Below are 22,849 nucleotides of genomic sequence, written 5' to 3'. Positions count from 1 at the left end.
CGGGTCCGGGGGCCGGGAAACGTGTCGGTGTCGACTCGTAGACTTGACATGTGACCGAGACCCTGCCAGCGCGTACCGCCGACCTGCCCGCCAAGTGGACCCCGGGCGAGGTAGAGGGCGACATGTACCGCCGCTGGGTCGACGCCGGGTACTTCCGGGCCGACCCGTCGTCGGACAAGGACCCGTTCTGCATCGTCATCCCGCCGCCGAACGTCACCGGCAGCCTGCACCTGGGCCACGCGATGGACCACACGCTCATCGACGTGCTGACCCGGCGCGCCCGCATGCAGGGCCGTGACGCGCTGTGGCTGCCCGGGATGGACCACGCCGGCATCGCGACCCAGTCGGTCGTCGAGCGGCGGATGGCGGCCGCGGGCGAGCCGGACCGGCACGCGATCGGCCGTGCGGCGTTCGTCGAGAAGGTCTGGCAGTGGAAGGCCGAGTCCGGCGGCTCGATCCTCGGGCAGATGGAGCGCCTGGGCGACGGCGTCGACTGGTCCCGCGAGCGCTTCACCCTCGACGAGGGCCTGTCCCGCGCCGTCGCCACCGTCTTCAAGAAGATGTTCGACGACGGACTGATCTACCGGGCCGAGCGCCTGGTCAACTGGTCCCCGGCGCTGCGCTCGGCGATCTCCGACATCGAGGTCGACCACATCGAGACCGAGGGCGAGCTGGTCTCGATGCGCTACGGCGACGGGGACGCCTCGCTCGTCGTCGCGACCACCCGGGTCGAGACGATGCTCGGTGACACCGCGGTCGCCGTCCACCCCGACGACGAGCGCTACGCGCACCTGGTCGGCACCGAGATCGAGATGCCGATCACCGGCCGTCGGATCCCGGTCGTCGCCGACGACTACGTCGACCCCGAGTTCGGCTCGGGCGCCGTCAAGATCACCCCGGCGCACGACCCGAACGACTTCGAGCTGGGCCGCCGCCACGACCTGCCGATGCCGACGATCATGGACGAGGCCGGCACCATCGCCGGGACCGGCACCCGCTTCGACGGCATGGACCGCTTCGAGGCGCGCGTCGCGATCCGCGAGGAGCTGCGCGCGCAGGGCCGGATCGTCGCCGAGAAGCGCCCCTACCTGCACTCGGTCGGGCACGACTCGCGCACCGGCGTCCCGATCGAGCCGCGGCTGAGCCTGCAGTGGTTCGTCAAGGTCGAGCCGCTCGCCCGGTCCGCGGGCGACGCCGTCCGCTCCGGCGAGACCGTCCTGCACCCGAAGGAGCAGGCCAAGCGGTACTTCGACTGGGTCGACAACATGCACGACTGGACCATCAGCCGTCAGCTCTGGTGGGGGCACCGCATCCCGGTCTGGTACGGCCCGGCCGGCGAGGTCGTCTGCGTCGGACCGGACGAGCAGCCGCCGTCGGGCGAGGGCTGGCGTCAGGACCCCGACGTCCTCGACACGTGGTTCTCCTCCGGGCTGTGGCCGTTCTCCACGCTCGGCTGGCCGGACGAGACCCCGGACCTGGAGCGCTACTACCCGAACTCGGTCCTGGTCACCGGCTACGACATCCTGTTCTTCTGGGTCGTCCGGATGATGATGTTCGGGACCTACGTGATGGGGAAGGCCCCGTTCCGCGACGTCTACCTGCACGGGCTCATCCGCGACGAGCACGGCAAGAAGATGTCGAAGTCCAAGGGCAACGTCATCGACCCGCTGGCGCTGATCGACTCCTACGGCGCGGACGCGCTCCGGTTCACCATCGCCCGCGGCTCCAACCCCGGCACCGACATGTCGCTGTCGGAGGAGTGGGTCGCCGGGTCCCGGAACTTCACCACGAAGCTCTGGAACATCACCCGGTTCGCCCTGGCCAAGGGCGCGGACGCGAGCCTGCCGCTGCCCGCGCACGCCGACCGGACCGACGCCGACCGCTGGATCCTGGGCCGGCTCGCGGAGGTCCGCGCGCAGACCGACGAGCTGCTCGACGGCTACCAGTTCGCCAAGGCGACCGAGGGGCTCTACCACTTCGCCTGGGACGAGCTGGCCGACTGGTACGTCGAGCTCTGCAAGACCCAGCTCGACGACCCGGCCACCGAGCCGGGCACCCGGGCCGTCCTCGGGCACGTCCTCGACGCGCTGCTGCGGATGCTGCACCCGATCGCGCCGTTCGTCACCGAGGCGCTGTGGACCGCGCTGACCGGCGGCGAGACAGTCGTGACCGCGGCCTGGCCGACGGCCGAGGGCACCGGCGCGCCGGTCGACGCGGCCGCCACGGCCCGGGTCACCGACGCGCAGAAGGTCATCACCGAGGTCCGCCGGTTCCGCACCGAGCAGGGGCTGCCCGACCGCAAGGCCGTCGCCGCCCGCCTCACCGGCCTCGACGCCGCCGGGCTGGCCGCGCACGAGCGCGCGCTGCGCTTCCTCAACCGGCTCGACCCGGCCGGTGACGACTTCGCCGCCACCGCGAGCTTCGAGGTCGCCACCTCCGGCGGTCCGGTCACCGTCGAGCTGGACACCTCGGGGGCGATCGACGTCGCCGCCGAGCGGGCCCGGCTCGGCAAGGACCTCGCCGTCGCCGAGAAGGAGCGCGACCAGGCGGACAAGAAGCTGACCAACCCCAAGTTCACCGAGAAGGCACCGGCCGAGGTCGTCGACGGGATCCGTGCCCGGCACGCGACCGCCGTCGCCGACATCGACCGCATCACCGCGCGGCTCGCCGCGCTCCCGGAGGCCTGATCCCGCCGTGGCGAAGGAGTACGACGAGTTCGACGACTTCACCGAGGCCGACTCGCCGACCTACGGCGGCGACCGGTGGGCCGAGGGCGGGTTCGGCGACTCGCCCGACGGTGAGCCGTCCGGCGGCGACGCCGAGCAGCAGCAGGACGACGAGCCCGGTGGCGAGGACCGCTCCGAGGACCCCGAGGCGTCCGCCGCGGCACCGGAGGACACCCAGGAGGCCCTGATCGCGGCCGTCCTGGACGAGATCCGCGGCGGGGGAGACCCCGACGTCGTCCCGGCCCAGTCCACGGTGACCGGCTACGCCGAGTTCCTCGCCGTCGACGCGGCGCTGGACCGGCGCTGGCCGGAGTCGGTGATGGAGCCGTCGCTGGAGCGCATGCAGGCGCTGTGCGACGCGCTGGGCGACCCGCAGCGCGGCTACCCGGTCGTGCACCTGACCGGCACCAACGGCAAGACCTCCACCTCCCGGATGGTCGACGCGCTGCTCACCGAGATCGGGCTGCGGACCGGGCGCTACACCAGCCCGCACCTGCAGCGCGCCACCGAGCGGATCAACCTGGACAACCGCCCGGTCACCCCCGAGCGCTACGTCGCGGCCTACCGCGAGGTCGAGCCGCTGGTCGAGCTCGTCGACGCCGCGCGCGGCGACGCGCCCGCGCTGAGCAAGTTCGAGGTGCTCACCGCGATGGCCTTCGCGGCGTTCTCCGACGCCCCGGTCGAGGCCGCGGTCGTCGAGGTCGGGCTCGGCGGGCGCTGGGACGCCACGAACGTCGCCGACGGGAACGTGGCGGTGGTCCTGCCGGTCGGGCTCGACCACGCCGAGTACCTCGGTGACGACATCACCGACATCGCCCGCGAGAAGGCCGGGATCATCAAGGAGGGCTCGGTCGCCGTCCTCGCGGCCCAGGACAAGCGGGTCGCCGAGGTCCTCCTGGAGCGCTGCGCCGAGGTCGGCGCACAGGTCGCCCGGGAGGGCGCCGAGTTCGGCGTCGTGGAGCGGGAGCTCGCCGTCGGCGGGCAGCGCCTGGAGCTGCAGGGTCTGTCCGGCCGCTACGACGAGATCTTCCTGCCGCTGCACGGCGAGCACCAGGCGTCGAACGCGGCGGTCGCACTGGCCGCGGCCGAGGCACTCGTCGGCGCCGGTACCGCGCAGCCCCTCGACCCCGACGCGGTCCGCGCCGCGTTCGCCTCGGTCCGCTCACCCGGGCGGCTCGAGCCCGTCGAGGGCGGGCCGGACCGGCCGACCGTGCTGCTCGACGCCGCGCACAACCCGGCCGGCGCCACCGCGCTCGCGGGCGCGCTGGGCTCGGAGTTCCGCTTCACCCGGCTCGTCGGCGTGATCGGGGTGCTGCAGGGCAAGGACGCCCGCGGCATCCTGGAGGGGCTGCAGCCGGCGCTGCACGAGGTCGTCGTCACCACCAACTCCTCGCCCCGCGCGATGGACCCCGACGAGCTCGGCGCGCTCGCCGCCGAGGTGTTCGGCTCCGAGCGGGTCAGTGTCGAGCCGTCGCTGGCCGAGGCCGTCGAGCAGGCCCGTGAGATCGCCGAGGAGGCGGGCGGGTCCGGGGTCGGCGTCGTCGTCACCGGGTCGGTCGTCACCGTCGGCGAGGCGCGGGCGCTGTTCGGGAAGGAACCGGAGTGAGCGACGTGCCGGGTGTGCCCGAGGGTGTGCGGCCGCCGCCCACCGACCCCATGAAGGGTGCCCGCGGCGTGTTCGCCGCGACGCTGATCCTGGAGGCGATCGTCGTCCTCCTGGCGCTGCTGGTGCTCCCGCGCTTCGGCACCGGGTCGACCGCGCTCGGCTTCGGGGTGGTGGCGGGCATCGCCGTCGCCATGATCCTGGCGTCCGGGGTGCAGCGGCGGCCGTGGGGGCTCACCGCGGCAGTGGTGCTGCAGGGGGCGCTGCTCGTCGCGGCGCTGGTGTTCCTGTCCTCGCTGGTCGTGGTCGCGGTGGTGTTCATCCTCGTGTGGGCGGTCCTGGTCTGGATGCGGCGCGAGGTGGCCCGCCGGATGGCGGCGGGGACGCTGCCGTCGCAGCAGCAGGACTGACACACGGCGGTCCGGGCGCACTCGTGACGGTGGGTGCCGGACCCCCGGTGGGTCGTCGCTACCCTGTCGCGCGTGACTGAACGCACTCTCGTCCTGGTCAAGCCCGACGGCGTCGCGCGCAAGCTCGTCGGTGAGGTCGTCTCGCGCATCGAGCGCAAGGGCCTCGGCCTGGTGGCCCTCGACCTGCGCACGGTGGACCGTGAGCTGGCCGCCCAGCACTACGCCGAGCACGACGGCAAGCCCTTCTTCGAGGAGCTGCTGTCGTTCATCACCTCCGGCCCGGTCCTGGCCGCGGTCGTCGAGGGCCCCCGCGCCATCGCCGCCTGGCGGCAGATCGCCGGCGGCACCGACCCGGTGGAGAAGGCCACCCCCGGCAGCATCCGTGGCGACCTCGCCCTGGAGACCGGTTCCAACCTGGTGCACGGCTCGGACTCCCCGGAGTCGGCCGACCGGGAGATCAAGCTCTGGTTCCCGAACCTGTGACCGCAGGCGTCCCGGCCGTCCGCCGGGTCGTCGACCCCCGCCCCGGCGCCGCCGCCGCGCTCGGTGATCTCTGGATCGCCGTGACCGAGGCCGGCGGCGCCGTGGACTTCGTGCCCGGCGCCGACCCGGACGAGGTCCGCGCGCTGGCGGTCGAGACCGTCGACGCCGCCCGGTCCGGCGCGTCCTTGATGTTCGTGCTGGGGGAGGACACCGCGCCGCTGGGCACGGTCTTCCTGGTCCCGGGCACCGGCATCGCCGCGCATCGCGCGGACGTGCAGCGCCTCATGGTGCACCCGGACCTGCAGGGACGTGGTCTCGGTACGGTCCTGCTCGACGCCGCCGTCGCCCACGCCCGGGAGACGGGCCTGGCGATGCTGACCCTCGGCGCCCGCGGCGGCACCCCGCTGCCCGCGTTCTACGCCGCCCGCGGCTTCGTCGAGTACGGCAGGCTGCCCGGCGGGGTGCTGCTCTCCCCGGAGGACGCGCGCGACGTCCACCTGTTCTTCCTGCCACTCGGCTGACCCCCGGCCCGGGGGAAGATCGATTCCCCCCGACGGCCGGATGGCAGAGGCCGTCCCCGCGGTCCACCATGTGGGCCATGACCGTGCTCACCCCGCGCCCGACGACCGCGGACCTGGTCCGTGGAGTCGTCGTGGCGGTCCTGGCGATCCTGCAGGTGCTCGTGTCGGCGTTCGGGGGGTCGGGGATCGGCGCCGTCGCGCGCGACTACGACACCCCGCTGCTGGCCGCGGGCTGGGCGTTCTCGATCTGGGGGCTGATCTACCTGGGCGTGCTGGTCTACGCCGGCTACGCCCTGCTGCCCGGCCAGCGCGGCCGCGAGGTGCACCGCCGCGTCGGCTGGTGGGTCGCGGCGACCGCCGTGCTCAACCCGCTGTGGATCGCGGCCTTCTCGAACCGCTGGGTGGTCACCGCCGAGGTGCTGCTGGTCCTGCTCGTCGTCGCGCTCGGTGTCGTCTACGGCCGGCTGTCCCGCGGCGTCGCCGACGGCTGGGCGGAACGGCTGGCGATGCGGCTGCCGCTGGCCATCTACCTCGGCTGGGCCTCGGCCGCGCTGGTGCTGGGTCTGATGGCGGCCGGCGTCGCGGTCGGGCTGCCGTCCGACGGGGTGCTCCCGCAGGTCGCGGCCATCCTGCTGCTCGTGATCCTCACCGCGGTCGTGCTGTCGGTCGTCGGTTCCACCGCCGGGTTCGCGGGCTTCGCCGGAGCGCTGTGCTGGGCGCTGATCGGCATCGTGGCGGGCGACCGGCCGATCGCCGTCACCCTGGTCGCGACGGTCGCGGCCGGGGCGATCGCGGTGCAGGCGGTGCGCCGGATCACGCGGTCGGTCCAGCCCGCCCGGCTGGCCCTGGGCTGAGCCGGCGGCTGAGAGGAAACCCGCACCGGGACGTCGGTCCCGCTTGCTACGGTCGCACCGGCAGGAGCAGCGGTACCAGGGAGGCCCGGCATGATCACCGGAAGCATCGTCGCGATCGTGACCCCGATGCACGACAGCGGCGAGGTCGACCACACGGCCCTCGGCGAGCTCGTCGAGCGGCAGGTCGACGCGGGCACCGCGGCGATCGTCTCGGTCGGCACGACCGGCGAGTCGTCCACGCTGTCGGTGCTCGAGCACACCGAGGTCATGCGGCGCACCATCGAGGTCGCGAACGGCCGGGTCCCGGTCATCGCCGGCACCGGGGCGAACTCCACCGACGAGGCGATCCACCTGACCCGCGCCGCGCGGGCGGCCGGCGCCGACGGCGCGCTGCTCGTGACGCCGTACTACAACAAGCCCCCGCAGGAGGGCCTCTACCAGCACTTCAAGCGGATCGCCGAGACCGTCGACATCCCGCAGTACCTCTACAACGTCCCGGGCCGCACGGCCTGCGACATGCTGCCGTCGACGGTGGCCCGGCTGGCGGAGATCCCGAACATCGTCGGTCTCAAGGAGGCCAAGGGCGACCTGGACCGGGTCCGCGAGCTCGTCGCGCTGGGCCTGGACGACTTCGCGCTGTACTCCGGTGACGACGGCACCGCCCGCGCGTCGATGCTCGCCGGGTTCCACGGCGACATCTCGGTGACGGCGAACGTCGCCCCCGAGACGATGGCCCGGATGTGCAAGGCCGCCGTCGCCGGTGACGCCGAGACCGCCTCCGCGCTCGACGCCGACCTCGCGGGCCTGCACGCGGCGCTGTTCTCCGAGCCGAACCCGATCCCGGTGAAGTGGGCGCTGGCCGAGCTGGGGCTCATGCCCGGCGGGATCCGGCTGCCGCTGGTGCCGCTGGACGAGTGGCACCACGAGGACGTCCGCGCCGCGCTGCGGGCCGCGGGCCTGCTGTCCTGAGTCCTACGCTCCCCGGGGCGCTGCTCGTCGCCAACCGCGCCGAGATCGCGGTCCGGATCATGGAGACGGCGTCGGCGCTGGGCGTGCGCACGGTCGCCGTGCACGCGGCCGACGACGCCGCCTGCGCGCACGTCGCCCGCGCCGACGCCGCCGTCGCGCTGCCCGGCACCGGCGCCGCCGCCTACCTCGACGTCGATGCGCTGGTGCGGGCCGCCGTCGACGGCGGGGCCGGTGCGCTGCACCCCGGCTACGGGTTCGCCTCCGAGAGCCCGGCGCTGGCCCGGGCCTGCGCGGACGCCGGCGTGGTGTTCGTCGGGCCGTCGCCGCGGACGCTGGAGCTGTTCGGGGACAAGGCCGCCGCCCGCGACCACGCGGGCGCGCTCGGCGTACCGGTGCTGGAGGCCGTCGAACCCGCCGACGGCGCCGCGCTGCTGTCCCGCCTCGGCCCCGGCGGCGCCGTCATGGTCAAGGCCCGCTCCGGCGGCGGCGGGCGCGGGATGCGCCCGGTCACCGACCCGACCGACCTCGACGACGCCGTCGCCCGCTGCTCGTCCGAGGCGCTCGCCGCGTTCGGCGACGGTGCGGTGCAGGTCGAACGCCTCCTGCCGGCCGCCCGGCACGTCGAGGTGCAGGTCCTCGGTGACGGCACCGGCGCCGTCGTGCTGGGGGACCGGGACTGCTCCGCGCAGCGCCGCCGGCAGAAGCTCGTCGAGATCGCGCCCGCCCCCGCCGTGCCCGCCCCGGTGCGCACACGGCTGCACGAGGCCGCGCTGCGCCTGTGCGACGGCTACCGCGGCCTCGCCACCGTCGAGTTCCTGCTCGCCGGGCAGGAGATCGCTTTCCTGGAGGTCAACCCGCGGATCCAGGTCGAGCACACCGTCACCGAGGAGACCACCGGCCTCGACCTCGTCGAGCTGGGGCTGCGGGTCGCCTACGGCGCCCGGCTCGCCGACCTCGGCCTCGTCGCCCCGCCCGCGCCGCGCGGGGCCGCGGTGCAGGCCCGGGTGACGACCGAGACCGTCGGGCAGGACGGGACCCTCGTCCCGGCCGCCGGGACCCTGACCCGCTTCCAGCCGCCCGCCGGGCGCGGGGTCCGCGTCGACACCCACGGCTACGCCGGGTACCGGGTCGGGCCGCGCTACGACCCGCTGCTGGCCAAGGTCGTCGCCCGCGGGGCGACGCCGGAGGCCGCGGCCGCCGCCACCCGGCGTGCCCTCGCCGGGTTCGACGTGGCCGGCGTCGCGGTCACCCTGGGGCTGCTGCAGGCCGTCCTCGCCCGCCCCGAGCTGGTCGACGGGACCCTGGACACCACCTTCGTCGACAGGCACCTGGCCGAGCTGGCCGCGGCGCCCCGCGAGACCGTGCTTCCCGCGACCGGTGCGCCGGCGCCCGGTGCGTCTGCGGCCGGTGACGCCGCCGGGAACGGATCGGCGCCGGGCCCGGCGGTCGAGGTCCCCGCGGACCGGACCGCCGTGCGCGCGTCCCGGCCCGGCGTCGTCGTGGCGCTGCCCACCCGGGCCGGGCAGGTCGTCGCCGCGGGCGGCGAGGTCGTCGTCCTCGAGTCGATGAAGATGGAGCACCCGGTCACCGCGGAGCGGCCGGCCCGGGTGGAGACGGTCGTCGTCGCCGTCGGGGACGCGGTCGAGGCGGGGGAGCTGCTCGCCGTCCTCGCCGACGCCGACGCCGCGGACGCCCCCGGCCGTACCGAGGACCTCGACCCCGACCGGATCCGGCCCGACCTGGCCGAGGTCCGCGACCGCCGCCACGGCGGGCTCGACGCCGGCCGGCCCGCCGCCGTCGCACGCCGGCGGTCGGCGGGGCGGCGCACCGCCCGGGAGAACGTCGCCGACCTGCTCGACCCCGACAGCCTCGTCGAGTACGGCGCGCTGACCCTGGCGGCGCAGCGGGCCCGGCGCAGCACCGCCGAGCTCGTCGCCCGCACCCCCGCCGACGGCATCGTCACCGGCACCGGGACCGTCGGCGGACGCCCGGTCGCCGTGCTGGCCTACGACTACACCGTGCTCGCCGGCACCCAGGGCGTGCTCAACCACCGCAAGACCGACCGGCTCCTCGAGCTCGCCGAGCGCGACCGGCTGCCGGTCGTCGTGTTCGCCGAAGGCGGCGGCGGCCGGCCGGGGGACACCGACACCTCCGCCGTCACCCAGCTCGACGTGCCGACCTTCCGGCTGTTCGCCCGCCTGCGCGACCGGGTCCCGACCGTCGCGGTCGTCGCCGGCTACTGCTTCGCCGGCAACGCGGCCCTCGCCGGGGCCTGCGAGCTGATCGTCGCGACCGAGGGCAGCAGCCTGGGCATGGGCGGCCCGGCGATGATCGAGGGCGGCGGGCTCGGCGTCGTCGCACCCGGTGACGTCGGACCGATGCCGGTGCAGTGGGCGAACGGCGTGGTCGACCTGCTCGTGCCCGACGACCGGGCCGCGGCCGCCGCGGCCCGCCGGTACCTGCGTCACGTCGCCGGGGACCCGGTGGCCGGCGGGCACGCCGACCAGCGGCTGCTGCGCCACCTCGTCCCGGAGAACCGGCTGCGCGCCTACGACGTCCGCCGCGTCGTCGACACCCTGTGCGACACCGGTTCCGTCGTCGAGCTGCGCGGCGGGTTCGGCGCGGGGATGGTCACCGCACTGGCCCGGCTCGACGGCCGCGCCGTCGGCGTGATCGCCAACGACCCCGAGCACCTCGGTGGCGCGATCGACGGCGACGCCGCGGACAAGGCCACCGCGTTCCTGACGCTGTGCCAGGCCCGCGGGCTGCCGGTCGTGTCGCTGTGCGACACCCCGGGGTTCATGGTCGGCCCGGACGCCGAGCGCACCGCGACCGTCCGCCGGTTCGGGGCGATGTTCGTCGCCGGCGCACGGCTGACGGTGCCGCTGGTGACGGTCGTCCTGCGCAAGGGCTACGGCCTCGGCGCGATGGCGATGGCCGGCGGTGACCTGCACGCACCGGTGCTGACCGTGGCCTGGCCCACCGGCGAGTTCGGCGGGATGGGGCTGGAGGGCGCGGTCCGCCTCGGCTTCCGCGACGAGCTGGCCGCGATCACCGACGAGACCGCGCGGCGGGCCCGCTACGACGAGCTCGTCGCCGGGTACTACGAGCGCGGCAAGGCGCTCGGCGTGGCGACCGTGTTCGAGATCGACGACGTCATCGACCCCGCCGACACCCGGGCCGTCGTCTCCCGCGCGCTGCGCGGACGCTGACCGGCGCCGGTGGTCAGGACGGCTCCGCCCCGTCCGCGGACGGCCCCGCGGCGTCGGGTGCGACCGTGGGGCCCGCGCTCGTGGTCTTCACGTTGCGCACGATGTCGCGGCCGAAGGTGACGTCGACCCGCTCGGCCACGGCCAGCTCCAGCACGGCGATCATGACCTCGCCGGAGATACGGCGCATCCGCTCGATCGTCTCGTAGACGCGCGGCCACTGGTCGTCGGGACGGCCCTCGGCGTCGAAGGGCTGCCAGATCTCGCCGAGGAACAGGTCGACGTAGAGCCGGGCGACGGCGTCGGCGTGCTTGCGCAGCTGCTCCACGACGTCGAGCGAGCGGGTGATCGGGATGCCGAGACCGGTCAGCTCGGCGGCGGCGTTCATCAGCCGCGGGCTGATCTCCTCGTAGGTGTCGTCGCCCAGCTCGCGCAGCAGGCCCATCTTGACCCCGCGCTTGGCGACGCCGACGTCGGTGCTCTCGTACCGTTCGGCGAGCTCGGCGAGGTGCACGATCTGCCGGTCCTCGGGCGCGAACAGCGCGCGGACGGTCCGGATGAACTGCACGACCTGCTCGGTGGAGCCACCGGTGGTGTCGAGCAGCTTCTTGATCGTGTCGAGCTTGACGCCCTCGTCCTGCAGGTCCTGGATCAGCTCCAGACGCGCCGCGTGACCGGGGCCGTAGTAGCCCGTCCGGGCCTTGACCTGCGGCGGGGGCAGCAGCCCCCGGGACTGGTAGGCGCGGATGTTGCGCACCGTGACACCGCTGGACCGCGCCAGCTCGTCGATGGTGCGCCAGTCCGCCGACTCCGGGTCCTCGACCATGACACGGAGAATAGCAGGCGGGCATGTGACACAGGATCCAGACAGACCCAGTTGCTATGTGACATAGGACCGTGCACAGTTGATGTCATGTTCCGATCCGCTCCTGGCACGACCACGCGCCGCCGGGGCCTGCTGGCCGCCGCGAGCGCCCTCACGACCCCGCTGCTGCCCGAGGACTTCCTGACGCTGGTCGACCCGCTCTGGTCGACCACGTCGCTGCGCGGCCGGGTCGTCGCCCGTCGCCGCGAGACCGGCCGTGCGGTCTCGGTGATCATCGAGCCCGGGCGCGCCTGGGTCGGGCACCGCGCCGGCCAGTACGTCGGCATCGGCGTCGAGGTCGACGGCGTCCGGCTCACCCGGAGCTACTCGCTGACCTCCCCGGAGGGCGCGGAGCACCTCACCGTGACCGTGCAGGAGGTCGACGGCGGCGCCGTGTCGCCGACCCTGGTCCGCGACCTGCCGATCGGCACGATCGTCGAGCTCGACCAGGCGGCGGGCGGTTTCGTCCTGCCCGACCCGCTCCCGGGGAAGCTGCTGTTCGTCACCGCGGGCAGCGGCATCACCCCGGTGATGGGCATGCTGCGCACGCTCGACCGCGCCGGGACGATGCCCGACGTCGTGCTCGTGCACGGCGCCCGCACGCCGGAGGACACGATCTTCCGCGCCGAGCTGGCCGGCCTCGCCGCGCGGCACCCGTTGCTGCGGGTCGTGCTGCGTCACAGCGCCGTCTCCGGGCGGCTCGACCCCGCGACCCTCGACGCCGCCGTCGCCGACCGGGCCGACCGGGCCGTGTACGCCTGCGGCCCCGACGGCCTGCTCGACGCCCTGGAGGATGCCTGGGACGGCGTCACCGCCGAGCGCTTCACCCCGCCGGCCCGCGCCACCGAGGGCACCGGCGGCACCGTCGACCTCGGCGGCGACGACGTCGTCGTCGAGTCCGGCCAGAGCCTCCTCGAGGCGGGGGAGGCCGCCGGGAAGCTCATGCCCAGCGGCTGCCGGATGGGCATCTGCTTCGGCTGCGTGTTGCCGCTGCGCGAGGGCCGGGTGCGCGACCTTCGCACCGGCGAGGCGCACGGCGAGCCCGGCGACCTGGTCCAGACCTGCATCAACTCCGCGTGCGGGCCCGCCCGCATCGACCTTCCCTGACACACCCGCTCCGACCGAAGGAGGTCCTCATGACCGCCGTCCTGGAGAACCCCACGCACGCCGAGCCCGGCCCCGAGGAGACCGGCCGCGAGCAGCACCCGCAGCGCCCGGTGCTGGAGCTCGTGCCGTCGTCGCGCCGCGAGGACGTGGCCGCGACCACCGACCTGACCGCCGAGCAGATCGAGGAGCTCGGGCGTCGCCTCGACGCGATCCGTGACCGGGTCCTCGCCGAGCGCGGCGCCTCGGACGCCGAGTACATCCGCGGCGTCATCCGCAAGCAGCGGGCGCTGGAGATCGGCGGCCGCGCGCTGCTGTTCGCCGGTGTCCTGCCCCCGGCCTGGATCGCCGGGACCGCCATGCTCTCGATCGCCAAGATCCTCGAGAACATGGAGATCGGGCACAACGTCATGCACGGCCAGTGGGACTGGATGCGTGACCCGAAGATCCACTCATCGACCTGGGAGTGGGACAGCGTCTCGTCCTCGGCGGAGTGGAAGCACTCGCACAACTACATGCACCACACCTACACCAACGTCGTCGGCAAGGACCGCGACGTGGGCTACGGGATCCTGCGGCTGTCCGAGGAACAGCGGTGGACGCCGTACTACCTGGGCAACCCGCTGTACAACCTCCTGCTCAGCCTGTTCTTCGAGTACGGCGTCGCGCTGCACGACCTCGAGGTCGAGAAGGTCGTGGCGGGGGAGAAGCCGCTGAGCCGGGTGTGGCAGCAGGTCAAGTCGATCGGCCGCAAGACCGGGCGCCAGATCCTGAAGGACTACGTCGCGTTCCCCGCGCTGGCCGGGCCGTTCTTCCTGCCGGTGCTCGCGGGCAACCTCACCGCGAACCTGGTGCGCAACGTCTGGTCGCACGCGGTCATCTTCTGCGGGCACTTCCCGACCGGCGCGGTGCAGTTCACCGAGGAGCAGCTGGAGGACGAGAGCCGCGGCGAGTGGTACGTCCGTCAGCTGCTGGGCTCGGCCAACCTCGAGGGCGGCCGGTTCTTCCATCTGATGACCGGCCAGCTGTCCTTCCAGATCGAGCACCACCTGTTCCCCGACCTGCCCAGCAACCGCTACGCCGAGATCGCGCCCGAGGTGCGGGAGCTGTGCCGGGAGTACGGGCTGGAGTACACGACCGGGCCGCTGTGGAAGCAGTACATGCAGGTCCTGGGCACGATCAACCGACTGGCCCTGCCGAACGGGAAGCGCTGATAGCTTCCGTTCCGTCCGATCCGTCCGGGTCGGCGGAGGGGGCGGTCGTGCGGCACCTGGTGGGGATCCTGGTCGGGCTCGTCGGGACGGCGGTGGCGCTGGTCGTCGCCGGTGCGGGGATGGGCATCGCCTACGAGTCGATGATGCGGATGGACCTCGACCGGGTCCCCGCGGGCTCGGGCCTGCTGCTCGTCGGCGGGCTGCTCCTGGGCGCGGTGGTGCTCGCCGCGCGCCTGTCCCCGGGCGCACCGCTGACCGGGGCCGTACTGCTCCTGGCCGGCTCGGCGTGGACGCTGTTCGACCCGCAGGCGCCGTTCGTGCTGGGCCGGGGGCTCGGCTACCTCCTGAGCCTGCAGTACGGGATGCTCCTGGCCGGGCTGCTGGCCGTGGCCGCGTTCGCCGTCCCGCGGCGGCGGGCCGAACCCGGCCCGCCGCCGTCCTGGGCGCACGGCCCGTCGTCGGGGCCGGTCGTCCACTGACCGGCCCGGCCCGTTACAGGGCGGGGACGACGTCGAGGAAGCCGTGCACCTGCGCGATCCGGCCGTCGCCGTCGGTCACGATGACGTCGAACCCGACCACCGGAGGCTCGGCGCCCGCCGCGAAGACCTCCGGCGGCGCCGCCTGCCAGCGGAACCGCGCCCGGTCGTGGTGCGCGTCGATCTCGCCGTACAGCCGGAACTCGAACCCGGCCAGCTTCTCCCGGGCCGCGTCCAGGAACCCGGCGACGCCGTCGCGCCCGGTGACGTCGGCGAGCGGGTCGGTGTAGCGGACGTCGGTGGTGAACAGCTCGGCGACGCGGGCCTTCCGCGCCGTCGGGTCGGCCTCGTCGAACGCCGCGACGTAGCGCTCGGCGAGGGCGGTGAAGTCGGTCATCCCTACCTCCTGGGTGGTGCGGTTCGGACCTCACCGAGCCTGCTGCCACCGCCGCCGCGGCGCGATGACCTGCGGGGTAACCGGATCCGCCTACCCCGCAGGTAGTCGTCGCGACGCCCGGGCCCGGCCAGCGTCGGCCCGGTGAACGACACCGACGTCCGTCCGGCCCGCACGGCGGGACCGGGGGAGATGCTGCGGTTCTGGCGGGGCCGCCGCCGGCGCAGCCAGCTCGACCTGGCGCTCGCGGCGGGGGTCTCGGCGCGGCACCTCAGCTTCGTCGAGACCGGCCGTTCGGGCGCGAGCAGGGAGTTGCTGGGCGCGCTCGCCGACGCGCTGGAGATCCCGCTGCGGGAGCGGAACGCGCTGTTCCTGGCCGCCGGCTACGCCCCCGCGTACACCGAACGGTCGCTCGACGACCAGGACCTCGCACCCGTGCGGGAGGCGCTGGCGCGGCTCGTCGCCGCGCACGACCCGTACCCGGCCCTCGTCGTGGACCGGTGGGGCGACGTCCGGCTCGCCAACGCCGCGGCCTCGGCGCTGCTGAGCGGCCTCGAGCCGGCGGTGCTCGGGCCGCCGCCGAACGTGCACCGGGTCTGCCTGCACCCCGCCGGGCTCGCGCCGCGCATCCGCAACCTCGCCCAGTGGCGGGGGCACCTGCTGCACCGGCTCGAACGGCAGGTGCGGATGACCGCGGACCGGCGGCTCGTCGCGCTGCTCGCCGAGTGCCGGGACCACCCCGCACCCGAGGAGACCGCGCTGCCGTCGCCGGGCTCGGACGTGCTGCCGCCGCTGGTCCTCGACACCGACGACGGCACGCTGAGGTTCCACTCGGTGGTCTCGACCTTCGGCGCACCGCACGACGTCACCCTTGCCGAGCTGGCGCTGGAGACCTTCCTGCCCGCCGACGACGCCACGCGCGCCGCCCTCACCGCCCGCGCCGGCCGGTGAGCCCCGCTCAGCCCGCGACGCCCGGGGACAGCGACAGCACCGGCACCGTCCCGTTCAGCGCGAAGGCCCCGACCACCTGCTGCTTGTAGACGATCGGGTTGTGCACGGCGAGGGTGCGCGCGTTGCGCCAGTGCCGGTCCAGCGCCCGGTCGACGTCGACGGTGGACGCGCCGCCGACCTCGAACAGCTCCGAGGTCGCGTCCAGCACCAGCTGCGGCACCGTCGACTGGGCCCGGTACACGTCGAGCTCGGCGGCCGGGCCGTGGCCGGGCTCGGACAACGCCCGCTCCAGCGAGGCGGCCGCGGCGTCGACGACGGCGGCGACGGTGAACGCCGCCGCGTCGACCTTCCCGACGACCTGCTGCACCAGCGGGTCGTCCCTGGGCAGGTCGGCGTTGCCGTAGGGCCAGTTGCGGCGCCGGTCGCGGACGTAGGCGGCGGCGTCGTCGGCGGCGCGGCGGGCGATCCCGGCCAGCGCCGCCAGCTGCACCAGCTGCAGGAACCCCTGCCGGACCGGCTGGTGGGCATCGGTCGGCGCGGGCCGCACCTGGGCCGGGTCGACCTCGACCGCGGTGAACCGGGTCGTGCCGCTGGCGGTCAGCTTCTGCCCGAACCCGCGCCAGTCGTCGATCCGCTCGACACCGGGCGCGGAGGTCTCCACCAGCACGCTCACCCGGCTGCCGTCCTCGTCGAGCGCGACGACGTCGACGAGGTCGGCGTAGAGCGTGCCGGTGCAGTAGAACTTCTCGCCCTCGAGCAGCAGCCTGTCCCCGTCGCGGTGCAGCACCGTGGTGGAGGAGTTGCGCACGACGCCGCCGCGCTCGGAGATGGCGTTGCCGACGAGCCGGCCGGCCGCGACCTGCTCCAGCCGACCGCGCAGCACCGGGTCGTCGGCGGCACCGGCCGACCACAGCTCGGCGAACAGCAGGTGCGTCCGCAGCGCCTGCGGGATGTTCGAGTCCGCCGCGCCCAGCTCGACGAGCAGCGCGAACAGCTGGCGCAGCGAGGCCCCCGCGCCGCCGGCCTCCACCGGCAGCCGGACCGCGCCGAACCCGGCGTCGCGCAGGGCGGCGATCTCCTCGACGGGCAGCCTGCGGCTCAGCTCGCGCTCCACCGCGCCGGCGGCGATCTTCTCGAACAGCGGGCGGAACCGGGCGTGCAGCTCGGCGTCGGTCACGGGCACGGGGGTCTCCTGGGAGTTCGGGGACGCGCGTGGGGAGCAGGTCGGCGCCAGCGTAGGTGCCCGGCCCGCCGGTCCGCCGTGACCCGTGCCTCAGCGGGTGTGCGCCCGGGCGGCGGTCCGCACGATCCCCTCGACGAGCTCCGGCCAGACCCACCGCGGCAGGTCGTGGCCCATCCCCGGTACCTCCACCAGCTCGGCGCCGGGGACGGCCGCGGCGGTCGCACGGCCCCCGTCGGGGCGGATGACCCGGTCCTCACACCCGTGCAGCACCAGCGCCGGGCAGGTCAGCGCCCGCAGGTCCGCGGTGCGGTCCCGCTCGGCGACGATCGCCGCCAGCTGCCTGCCGGCCCCGCTGCCGTCGCCGGTCTCGCGGGCCCGCGCCCGCCGGAACGTGACGCGGACGTCCTCGTCGTCCACGGCGGTCCGGTCGTGGGAGCCGATCCGGCGGAACGACCGGACCATGCCCTCGACCGGGTCCGCGGGCGGCGGGCGCAGGAACTCCGGCAGCATCCGCGGCGCGGTCCGCCCGGTGCCGTCGCCGGGGCGGCCCATCACCGAGGTCAGCGACCGGACCAGGCCGGGGTGGCGGATCGCGGTCTCCTGGGCGACCGAGGCCCCCAGCGAGGCGCCGACCACGTGCGCCCCGGACGGCGCGACCCGGGCGATCAGCCCGCCGGTGTCGTCGGCCATGTCGGCCAGGGTGTAGACCGGCCGGGCCCGGCGGGTCAGGAACCCCCACGCCGAGATCCCGGGGCCGGACAGGTGCGTCGAGCGGCCGACGTCGCGGTTGTCGAACCGCACCACCCGGAACCCGCGGCCGGCCAGGGCGGTGCAGAGGTCCTCGCGCCACCAGTCCAGCGACAGACCCAGGCCCATCACCAGGACCACCACCGGGTCGGCCGGGTCGCCGACGGACTGGTGGCACAGCCGGACCGCGCCGACGTCGGTGTACTGCTCGGGTTCCACACCCCGCGTTCGGTCGGACGCGACCCGCCGGTTCGTCCCGAACGGACGTGGCTACCCTGGTGCAGCGTGGCACCCACCTCCGTATTCCCCGCCCTGGAGCCGATCCTGCCCCGCGTCGCCAAGCCGGTGCAGTACGTCGGCGGTGAGGGGAACTCGCAGGTCAAGCCGTGGGACTCCGCGGCCGTCCGCTGGGCACTGCTCTATCCGGACGCCTACGAGGTCGGCCTGCCCAACCAGGGCGTCCAGATCCTGTACGAGGTCCTCAACGAGCGCGCCGACGCACTGGCCGAGCGCTGCTACGCGGTCTGGCCCGATCTCGAGGCCCTGATGCGCGAGTCGGGGGTGCCGTCGTTCACCGTCGACGCCCACCACGCGGTCGGTGACTTCGACGTCCTCGGCGTCTCGTTCTCCACCGAGCTCGGATACACCAACCTGCTCACCACGCTCGACCTGGCGGGGATCCCGTTGCACGCCCGGGACCGCGACGAGAGCCACCCGGTCGTCGTCGCCGGAGGGCACGCGGCGTTCAACCCGGAGCCGGTCGCGGACTTCGTCGACGTCGCCGCGCTCGGTGACGGCGAGGAGGTCGTCGGCGACATCACCGACGTCGTGCGGGACTGGAAGGAGCAGGGACGCCCGGGCGGGCGCCGGGAGCTGCTGCTGCGGCTGTCGTCGACGCCGGGCTGCTACGTGCCGTCCCTCTACGACGTGACCTACGCCGACGACGGTCACATCGCCGCCGTCACCCCGGCCGACGAGCGGGTCCCCGCGAGCGTGCAGAAGCGCACCACGATCGAGCTGGACGACTGGCCGTACCCGAAGAAGCCGCTGGTCCCGCTGGCCGAGACCGTGCACGAGCGGGCCAGCGTCGAGATCTTCCGCGGCTGCACCCGCGGCTGCCGGTTCTGCCAGGCCGGGATGATCACCCGCCCGGTGCGGGAGCGGTCGTTGCAGGGCGTCGGCGAGATGGTCGACGCCGCCGTGCGGGCCTCGGGCTTCGACGAGGTCGGTCTGCTGTCGCTGTCGAGCGCCGACCACTCCGAGATCGCCGAGATCACCAAGGGCCTCGCCGACCGCTACGAGGGCACCAACACCTCGCTGTCGCTGCCGAGCACCCGGGTCGACGCGTTCAACATCGACCTGGCCAACGAGATCTCCCGCAACGGCCGTCGCTCGGGGCTGACCTTCGCCCCCGAGGGCGGCTCCGAGCGCATCCGCCGCGTGATCAACAAGATGGTCTCCGAGGACGACCTCATCCGGACCTGCGCCGAGGCGTTCTCCCAGGGCTGGCGGCAGGTCAAGCTGTACTTCATGTGCGGGCTGCCCACCGAGACCGACGAGGACGTCCTGGAGATCGCCGGGATGGCCTACCGGGTGATCGAGGCCGGGCGGAGGGCGTCGGGGCGCAACGACGTCCGCTGCACCATCTCCATCGGCGGGTTCGTCCCGAAGCCGCACACCCCGTTCCAGTGGGCCGCGCAGTGCCACCCCGAGGTCGTCGACTCCCGGCTGCGCAAGCTGCGCGAGGCGGTCAACGCCGACCGGAAGATCGGCCGCAACATCGGCATGCGCTACCACGACGGCGAGCCCTCGCTGATCGAGGGACTGCTCGCCCGCGGCGACCGCCGGGTCGGCGCCGTCATCGAGAAGGTCTGGCGCGACGGCGGCCGGTTCGACGGCTGGTCCGAGCACTTCTCCTACCGCCGCTGGGTCGACTCCGCCGCCGAGGCCCTGGAGCCGCAGGGGGTGTCGCTGGACTGGTTCACCACCCGCGAGCGCGACGCCGACGAGATCCTGCCCTGGGACCACCTCGACTCCGGCCTGGAGCGCGACTGGCTCTGGGAGGACTGGCAGGACGCGCTCGACGGCCGCGAGCAGGACGACTGCCGCTGGACGCCGTGCTTCGACTGCGGTGTCTGCCCGTCCACCGGTACCGACATCGAGGTCGGCCCCAGCGGGACCACCCTGCTGCCGCTGACCGTGGTCAACCCGACGGCCTCGGCCGCGGGGTCGCTCGGGGGCGCACACCCGGGTGACTGAGAACGGACTGTCCTCGATCCCGGACCCGGCCGTCGCCGACGCCGACGGATCCTCCTGGGAGTACGGCGGGAGGCGCCTGCGGGTCCGGGTCGCCGACGAGCGTGACGTCGCCGCGCTCGCCCGGCTGCGCCGCCTCTGGCTGGAGGAGCGCGCCGGGCGACCGGTCGAGGACCCGTCGTTCGCCGAGTCGTTCGCCGCCTGGTGGCGGGTCGAGCAGCCGCGGCGGGCGTTCTGGGTGGCCGAGGCGGGCAGTGACCGCGCCGGGTGGACACCGGTCGGGTCGATCAACGTGCTGGAGACCGTGCAGATGCCCCGCCCCGGGGGCCGTGGCACGCGCAGCGGGCAGGTCGGCAACGCCTTCGTCCTCGCCGCGTTCACCGAGGCGGGGGTGCCGCGGGTGCTGCTCGCGGCGGTCGTCGCGCACGCCAGGGCCCGCGGGTACCGGCGGCTGATGCTCGCCCCGACCGCGGGGAGCGCCGCGTTCTACCGGCGTGCCGGGTTCCGGCCCGCCGGCGACGCGCTGCTGGTGCTGGAGCAGTAGACCTCCTGCAGCCGCTGCCCGGCGCGGGACAGGTCGAGCCGGCGGCCGTGCAGCCAGGCGGCGAACTCCGGCACGTCCGGCTCGCAGCCCTCCAGCAGCGGCAGCGTCGCCTCGGCGACCGGCCAGTACCGCGGCCGTCGCCCGGCCAGCACGTCGAGCACGTCGACGACCGTCCCCTCGGCCGGCTCGACGCGCAGCGGGTCACCACCGAGCCGTAGCGCGTTCCCGGTGGCCCGCCGCGCCCGGCTGAGCGTCCAGCGCAGCGCGGCCCCCGGGTCCTCGGCACCGGGGAACAGGAGCCCGACGGCGCGGCAGCGCGGGACCGGGCCGCTGCTGCACAGCACGAGCGCCAGCAGCGCCCACGGCTTGCGGCCCCGGACCGGTTCCGCGGCGCCCGCGCGGGGCGGGCCGAGCAGCCGGACGACGGTCACACGGCACCTCCCTGCCCGCAGGGGGAGGATGACACCGCCGCCGGGCCGCGGGAACCGGCCGTTCGGCCCCTCCTCTCAGAGGCGAACGGCCGTGACCAGCAGGTACTCGGAGTCCCAGTGGTCGCCGGTGCGGGCGGCGGTCAGGTGGTGGAGGAACGCGGCGTCCAGCTCGGCGGTCCGTTCCGGGTCGTCGGCGATGCGGGCGTAGGTGGTGACGATCGGCCCGTAGCGCTGCTTCCACCAGTCGCGGAACGCGGCCGGGGAGTCGGTGACCGCGAACCGCGCGGACCCCAGCGAGGTGTGCAGGTCCCGCACCCCGTCCCCGAGCAGCGTGCCCACGTGTGCCTCGTCCCCCCAGCGGACCGGCGGTGCCGAGCCGGGCGGCGGGGCGGGCACGAACGGGCGCAGCGTGGCGAGCAGCCCACCGACGAACCCGCCCGGCGTCCAGGAGAGCAGCCCGATCCGGCCGCCCGGACGGCAGACCCGCAGCAGCTCGGCCGCCGCCCGCTCGTGGAACGGGGCGAACATCACGCCCACGCAGGACAGCACGACGTCGAACGCGGCGTCGGGGAAGGGCAGCGCCTGGGCGTCGGCCTCGACCCACTCGAGCGCGGCCCCCCGGTCCGCGGCGAGCCGGGCGCCGACGGTCAGCAGCTCCGGGGTCAGGTCCGCGGCGACGACCGTGGCGCCGCGCAGCGCGGCCGGGATCGCCGCGTTGCCGGTGCCCGCGGCGATGTCGAGGACCCGGTCACCGGGGCCGACGGTCACCGCGTCGACGACGACCTCGCCCAGGCCGGGTATGAGTTCGGCCGCGACGGCCGGGTAGTCGCCGGAGGCCCACACGGCGCGGTGGGCCGCGCCGAGCGTGCCGAGGTCGGGAACGATGGTCATGGTGGGGTGCTCCTCCCGAGCGGCTGGTCGCCCCGCGAGGATCGGCGCGGACCGTGTGCCCGACCGTGTGCACACCCCTCCTAGACTCGGGTGCATGGCGCGCGTGAAGGCAGGAGCGGCGGCGAACCCGGCACCCCCGACGGTGCAGCGGGTCCGCCTGCGCTTCGCCAAGCGCGGACGGCTGCGGTTCCTCTCGCACCGCGACGTGGCCCGCAGCTTCGAACGCGCGGTCCGCCGGGCCGGTGTCCCGGTCTCGCACTCGCACGGCTTCAGCCCGCACCCGCGGCTGTCCTGGGTCGGCGCCGCCCCGACCGGGGCGGCCAGCGAGGCCGAGTACGTCGAGATGGGGCTGACCCGCGAGGTCGACCCGGAGCTGGTCCGGGAGGCCATGGACCGGGCGCTGCCCGACGGGCTCGACGTCGTCGCGGCTGCGGTCGCGACGCCGCCCGCGCTGGCCGACCGGATCGACGCCGCCCGCTGGCGGCTCGAGATCCGCGGGCTCGACCCCGCCGAGGTGCGGTCCGCGGTCGAGCGGTTCCTCGCCGAGACCTCGGTCGTGGTGACCCGGGTGACCCCGTCCGGGCGCAAGGAGATCGACGTGCGCGCCGCCGTCGTGACTCTGTCGGTCGAACCGCAGGTGAACGGCACACCGGCCGATCATGACCCGTCCGGGGCGGCGGGTTCCCCGGGTTCGGTCACCGACTGTGCGATACTGACGGCGGTCGTACGGCTGACGACACCGACCGTCCGACCCGATGACGTACTGGGCGCGCTCACCGTCGTCGCAGACCTGGCGCCGCCGGTACCGGTGACGGCCACCCGGTTGGCGCAGGGCCTGCTCGACGACGGGGGCGACCTGGTGGATCCGCTCGGTGCGGTCCCGGCGACCCGGGCCCGGCCGGACGGTTCCTGACACGGACGGCACTTCCCGCCTCCGGTCCGGCGTCGAGCACCATCCCCGAAGACCGGGGAGCGACACCAGATGTGCCGTACCGCGCAACCCGCGCGAGCTGCGGAA

The 22,849-nt window shown here is 74.6% G+C and carries 21 protein-coding genes; 15 read left to right on the top strand and 6 right to left on the bottom strand.

Features of this window, described 5'->3' with window-relative positions:
• Positions 1-50: 50 nt before the first annotated feature.
• The 8 genes from AC0GKK_RS06970 (at position 51) to AC0GKK_RS06935 (ending at position 10,778) form a co-directional block, all read left to right on the top strand.
• Positions 51-2,687: a valine--tRNA ligase gene (locus tag AC0GKK_RS06970; protein ID WP_476654204.1), complete on the top strand. Its 2,637-nt coding sequence runs from the start codon at positions 51-53 to the stop codon at positions 2,685-2,687.
• A 7-nt stretch (positions 2,688-2,694) separates the two neighbouring features.
• Complete coding sequence (locus tag AC0GKK_RS06965; RefSeq protein ID WP_489883423.1) at positions 2,695-4,332, top strand: bifunctional folylpolyglutamate synthase/dihydrofolate synthase; 1,638 nt, start codon at positions 2,695-2,697, stop codon at positions 4,330-4,332.
• Positions 4,329-4,739: a DUF4233 domain-containing protein gene (locus AC0GKK_RS06960; protein ID WP_489883422.1), complete on the top strand. Its 411-nt coding sequence runs from the start codon at positions 4,329-4,331 to the stop codon at positions 4,737-4,739. Before AC0GKK_RS06965 ends, AC0GKK_RS06960 begins: the two co-directional genes overlap by 4 nt.
• Positions 4,740-4,811: 72 nt before the next feature.
• A complete protein-coding gene (gene ndk, locus AC0GKK_RS06955) occupies positions 4,812-5,222 on the top strand; it encodes a nucleoside-diphosphate kinase (RefSeq protein WP_062404405.1) in 411 nt (136 codons plus the stop codon).
• Entirely contained in the window at positions 5,219-5,743 is a 525-nt protein-coding gene (locus tag AC0GKK_RS06950) for a GNAT family N-acetyltransferase (RefSeq protein ID WP_405418467.1), read from the top strand. The genes ndk and AC0GKK_RS06950 overlap by 4 nt, the downstream gene beginning before the upstream one ends.
• Before the next feature lie 77 nt (positions 5,744-5,820).
• On the top strand, positions 5,821-6,597 hold the full coding sequence (locus AC0GKK_RS06945; RefSeq protein ID WP_476654207.1) for a TspO-related membrane protein: 777 nt from the start codon (positions 5,821-5,823) through the stop codon (positions 6,595-6,597).
• Positions 6,598-6,687: 90 nt separating this feature from the next.
• Entirely contained in the window at positions 6,688-7,566 is an 879-nt protein-coding gene (gene dapA / locus AC0GKK_RS06940) for a 4-hydroxy-tetrahydrodipicolinate synthase (RefSeq protein WP_062401273.1), read from the top strand.
• Positions 7,567-7,625: 59 nt separating this feature from the next.
• Positions 7,626-10,778, top strand: coding sequence for an acetyl-CoA carboxylase family protein (locus AC0GKK_RS06935; RefSeq protein WP_489883421.1), 3,153 nt, complete (start codon positions 7,626-7,628; stop codon positions 10,776-10,778).
• A 13-nt stretch (positions 10,779-10,791) separates the two neighbouring features.
• Here the strand turns inward: AC0GKK_RS06935 and AC0GKK_RS06930 are convergent, their stop codons facing one another.
• On the bottom strand, positions 10,792-11,601 hold the full coding sequence (locus AC0GKK_RS06930; RefSeq protein ID WP_208819397.1) for a MerR family transcriptional regulator: 810 nt from the start codon (positions 11,599-11,601) through the stop codon (positions 10,792-10,794).
• Between the two features lie 87 nt (positions 11,602-11,688).
• Between AC0GKK_RS06930 and AC0GKK_RS06925 the strand changes: the two genes are divergently transcribed.
• From AC0GKK_RS06925 to AC0GKK_RS06915, 3 genes are read left to right on the top strand one after another with little or no spacing between them, the layout of a single operon-like run.
• The gene (locus AC0GKK_RS06925) at positions 11,689-12,747 is read left to right on the top strand and encodes a ferredoxin reductase (protein WP_489883420.1); all 1,059 of its coding nucleotides are present in this window, start codon (positions 11,689-11,691) and stop codon (positions 12,745-12,747) included.
• Positions 12,748-12,776: 29 nt separating this feature from the next.
• Complete coding sequence (locus AC0GKK_RS06920) at positions 12,777-13,958, top strand: fatty acid desaturase family protein (RefSeq protein WP_489883419.1); 1,182 nt, start codon at positions 12,777-12,779, stop codon at positions 13,956-13,958.
• A gap of 47 nt (positions 13,959-14,005) precedes the next feature.
• Positions 14,006-14,437: a hypothetical protein gene (locus AC0GKK_RS06915; protein WP_346107625.1), complete on the top strand. Its 432-nt coding sequence runs from the start codon at positions 14,006-14,008 to the stop codon at positions 14,435-14,437.
• Between the two features lie 13 nt (positions 14,438-14,450).
• Here AC0GKK_RS06915 and AC0GKK_RS06910 read toward each other — a convergent pair whose 3' ends face one another.
• A complete protein-coding gene (locus AC0GKK_RS06910; RefSeq protein ID WP_489883418.1) occupies positions 14,451-14,831 on the bottom strand; it encodes a nuclear transport factor 2 family protein in 381 nt (126 codons plus the stop codon).
• Positions 14,832-14,972: 141 nt separating this feature from the next.
• Here AC0GKK_RS06910 and AC0GKK_RS06905 point away from each other — a divergent pair, with 141 nt between their 5' ends.
• The gene (locus AC0GKK_RS06905) at positions 14,973-15,779 is read left to right on the top strand and encodes a helix-turn-helix domain-containing protein (RefSeq protein ID WP_489883417.1); all 807 of its coding nucleotides are present in this window, start codon (positions 14,973-14,975) and stop codon (positions 15,777-15,779) included.
• A 7-nt stretch (positions 15,780-15,786) separates the two neighbouring features.
• Here the strand turns inward: AC0GKK_RS06905 and AC0GKK_RS06900 are convergent, their stop codons facing one another.
• Positions 15,787-16,962, bottom strand: a complete 1,176-nt coding sequence (locus tag AC0GKK_RS06900) for an acyl-CoA dehydrogenase family protein (RefSeq protein ID WP_482636977.1) — start codon at positions 16,960-16,962, stop codon at positions 15,787-15,789.
• Positions 16,963-17,052: 90 nt separating this feature from the next.
• Positions 17,053-17,928 (bottom strand): alpha/beta fold hydrolase, encoded by an 876-nt coding sequence (locus tag AC0GKK_RS06895; protein ID WP_482636978.1) that lies wholly within the window; start codon positions 17,926-17,928, stop codon positions 17,053-17,055.
• Positions 17,929-17,994: 66 nt separating this feature from the next.
• Here AC0GKK_RS06895 and AC0GKK_RS06890 point away from each other — a divergent pair, with 66 nt between their 5' ends.
• Positions 17,995-19,968 (top strand): TIGR03960 family B12-binding radical SAM protein, encoded by a 1,974-nt coding sequence (locus AC0GKK_RS06890; protein ID WP_251784734.1) that lies wholly within the window; start codon positions 17,995-17,997, stop codon positions 19,966-19,968.
• On the top strand, positions 19,961-20,509 hold the full coding sequence (locus AC0GKK_RS06885) for a GNAT family N-acetyltransferase (RefSeq protein WP_208819388.1): 549 nt from the start codon (positions 19,961-19,963) through the stop codon (positions 20,507-20,509). The genes AC0GKK_RS06890 and AC0GKK_RS06885 overlap by 8 nt, the downstream gene beginning before the upstream one ends.
• On the opposite strand, the gene AC0GKK_RS06880 is transcribed toward AC0GKK_RS06885, so the two are convergent.
• A complete protein-coding gene (locus tag AC0GKK_RS06880) occupies positions 20,452-20,940 on the bottom strand; it encodes an AfsR/SARP family transcriptional regulator (RefSeq protein WP_251784733.1) in 489 nt (162 codons plus the stop codon). The genes AC0GKK_RS06885 and AC0GKK_RS06880 overlap by 58 nt on opposite strands.
• Positions 20,941-21,015: 75 nt before the next feature.
• Positions 21,016-21,831 carry a class I SAM-dependent methyltransferase gene (locus tag AC0GKK_RS06875; protein ID WP_489883416.1) on the bottom strand — a complete coding sequence of 272 codons (816 nt, stop codon included), beginning with the start codon at positions 21,829-21,831 and terminating at the stop codon, positions 21,016-21,018.
• 94 nt (positions 21,832-21,925) lie between these two features.
• Between AC0GKK_RS06875 and AC0GKK_RS06870 the strand changes: the two genes are divergently transcribed.
• Positions 21,926-22,744, top strand: coding sequence for a TIGR03936 family radical SAM-associated protein (locus AC0GKK_RS06870; protein ID WP_179760648.1), 819 nt, complete (start codon positions 21,926-21,928; stop codon positions 22,742-22,744).
• Positions 22,745-22,849: the final 105 nt, after the last annotated feature.

Source organism: Pseudonocardia sp. P-1, from assembly GCF_058111925.1.
The sequence above is the reverse complement of the archived record's forward strand: the minus strand, read 5'-3'. Positions and strand labels throughout refer to the sequence as shown.

Bases quoted from the DNA above. Each gene is read 5' to 3' on its own strand.
- AC0GKK_RS06875 (WP_489883416.1), bottom strand. From the start codon at position 21,831: ATGACCATCGTTCCCGACCTCGGCACGCTCGGCGCGGCCCACCGCGCC.
- AC0GKK_RS06920 (WP_489883419.1), top strand. From the start codon at position 12,777: ATGACCGCCGTCCTGGAGAACCCCACGCACGCCGAGCCCGGCCCCGAG.
- AC0GKK_RS06930 (WP_208819397.1), bottom strand. From the start codon at position 11,601: ATGGTCGAGGACCCGGAGTCGGCGGACTGGCGCACCATCGACGAGCTG.
- AC0GKK_RS06870 (WP_179760648.1), top strand. From the start codon at position 21,926: ATGGCGCGCGTGAAGGCAGGAGCGGCGGCGAACCCGGCACCCCCGACG.
- AC0GKK_RS06910 (WP_489883418.1), bottom strand. From the start codon at position 14,831: ATGACCGACTTCACCGCCCTCGCCGAGCGCTACGTCGCGGCGTTCGAC.
- AC0GKK_RS06935 (WP_489883421.1), top strand. From the start codon at position 7,626: ATGGAGACGGCGTCGGCGCTGGGCGTGCGCACGGTCGCCGTGCACGCG.
- dapA (WP_062401273.1), top strand. From the start codon at position 6,688: ATGATCACCGGAAGCATCGTCGCGATCGTGACCCCGATGCACGACAGC.
- AC0GKK_RS06925 (WP_489883420.1), top strand. From the start codon at position 11,689: ATGTTCCGATCCGCTCCTGGCACGACCACGCGCCGCCGGGGCCTGCTG.
- AC0GKK_RS06945 (WP_476654207.1), top strand. From the start codon at position 5,821: ATGACCGTGCTCACCCCGCGCCCGACGACCGCGGACCTGGTCCGTGGA.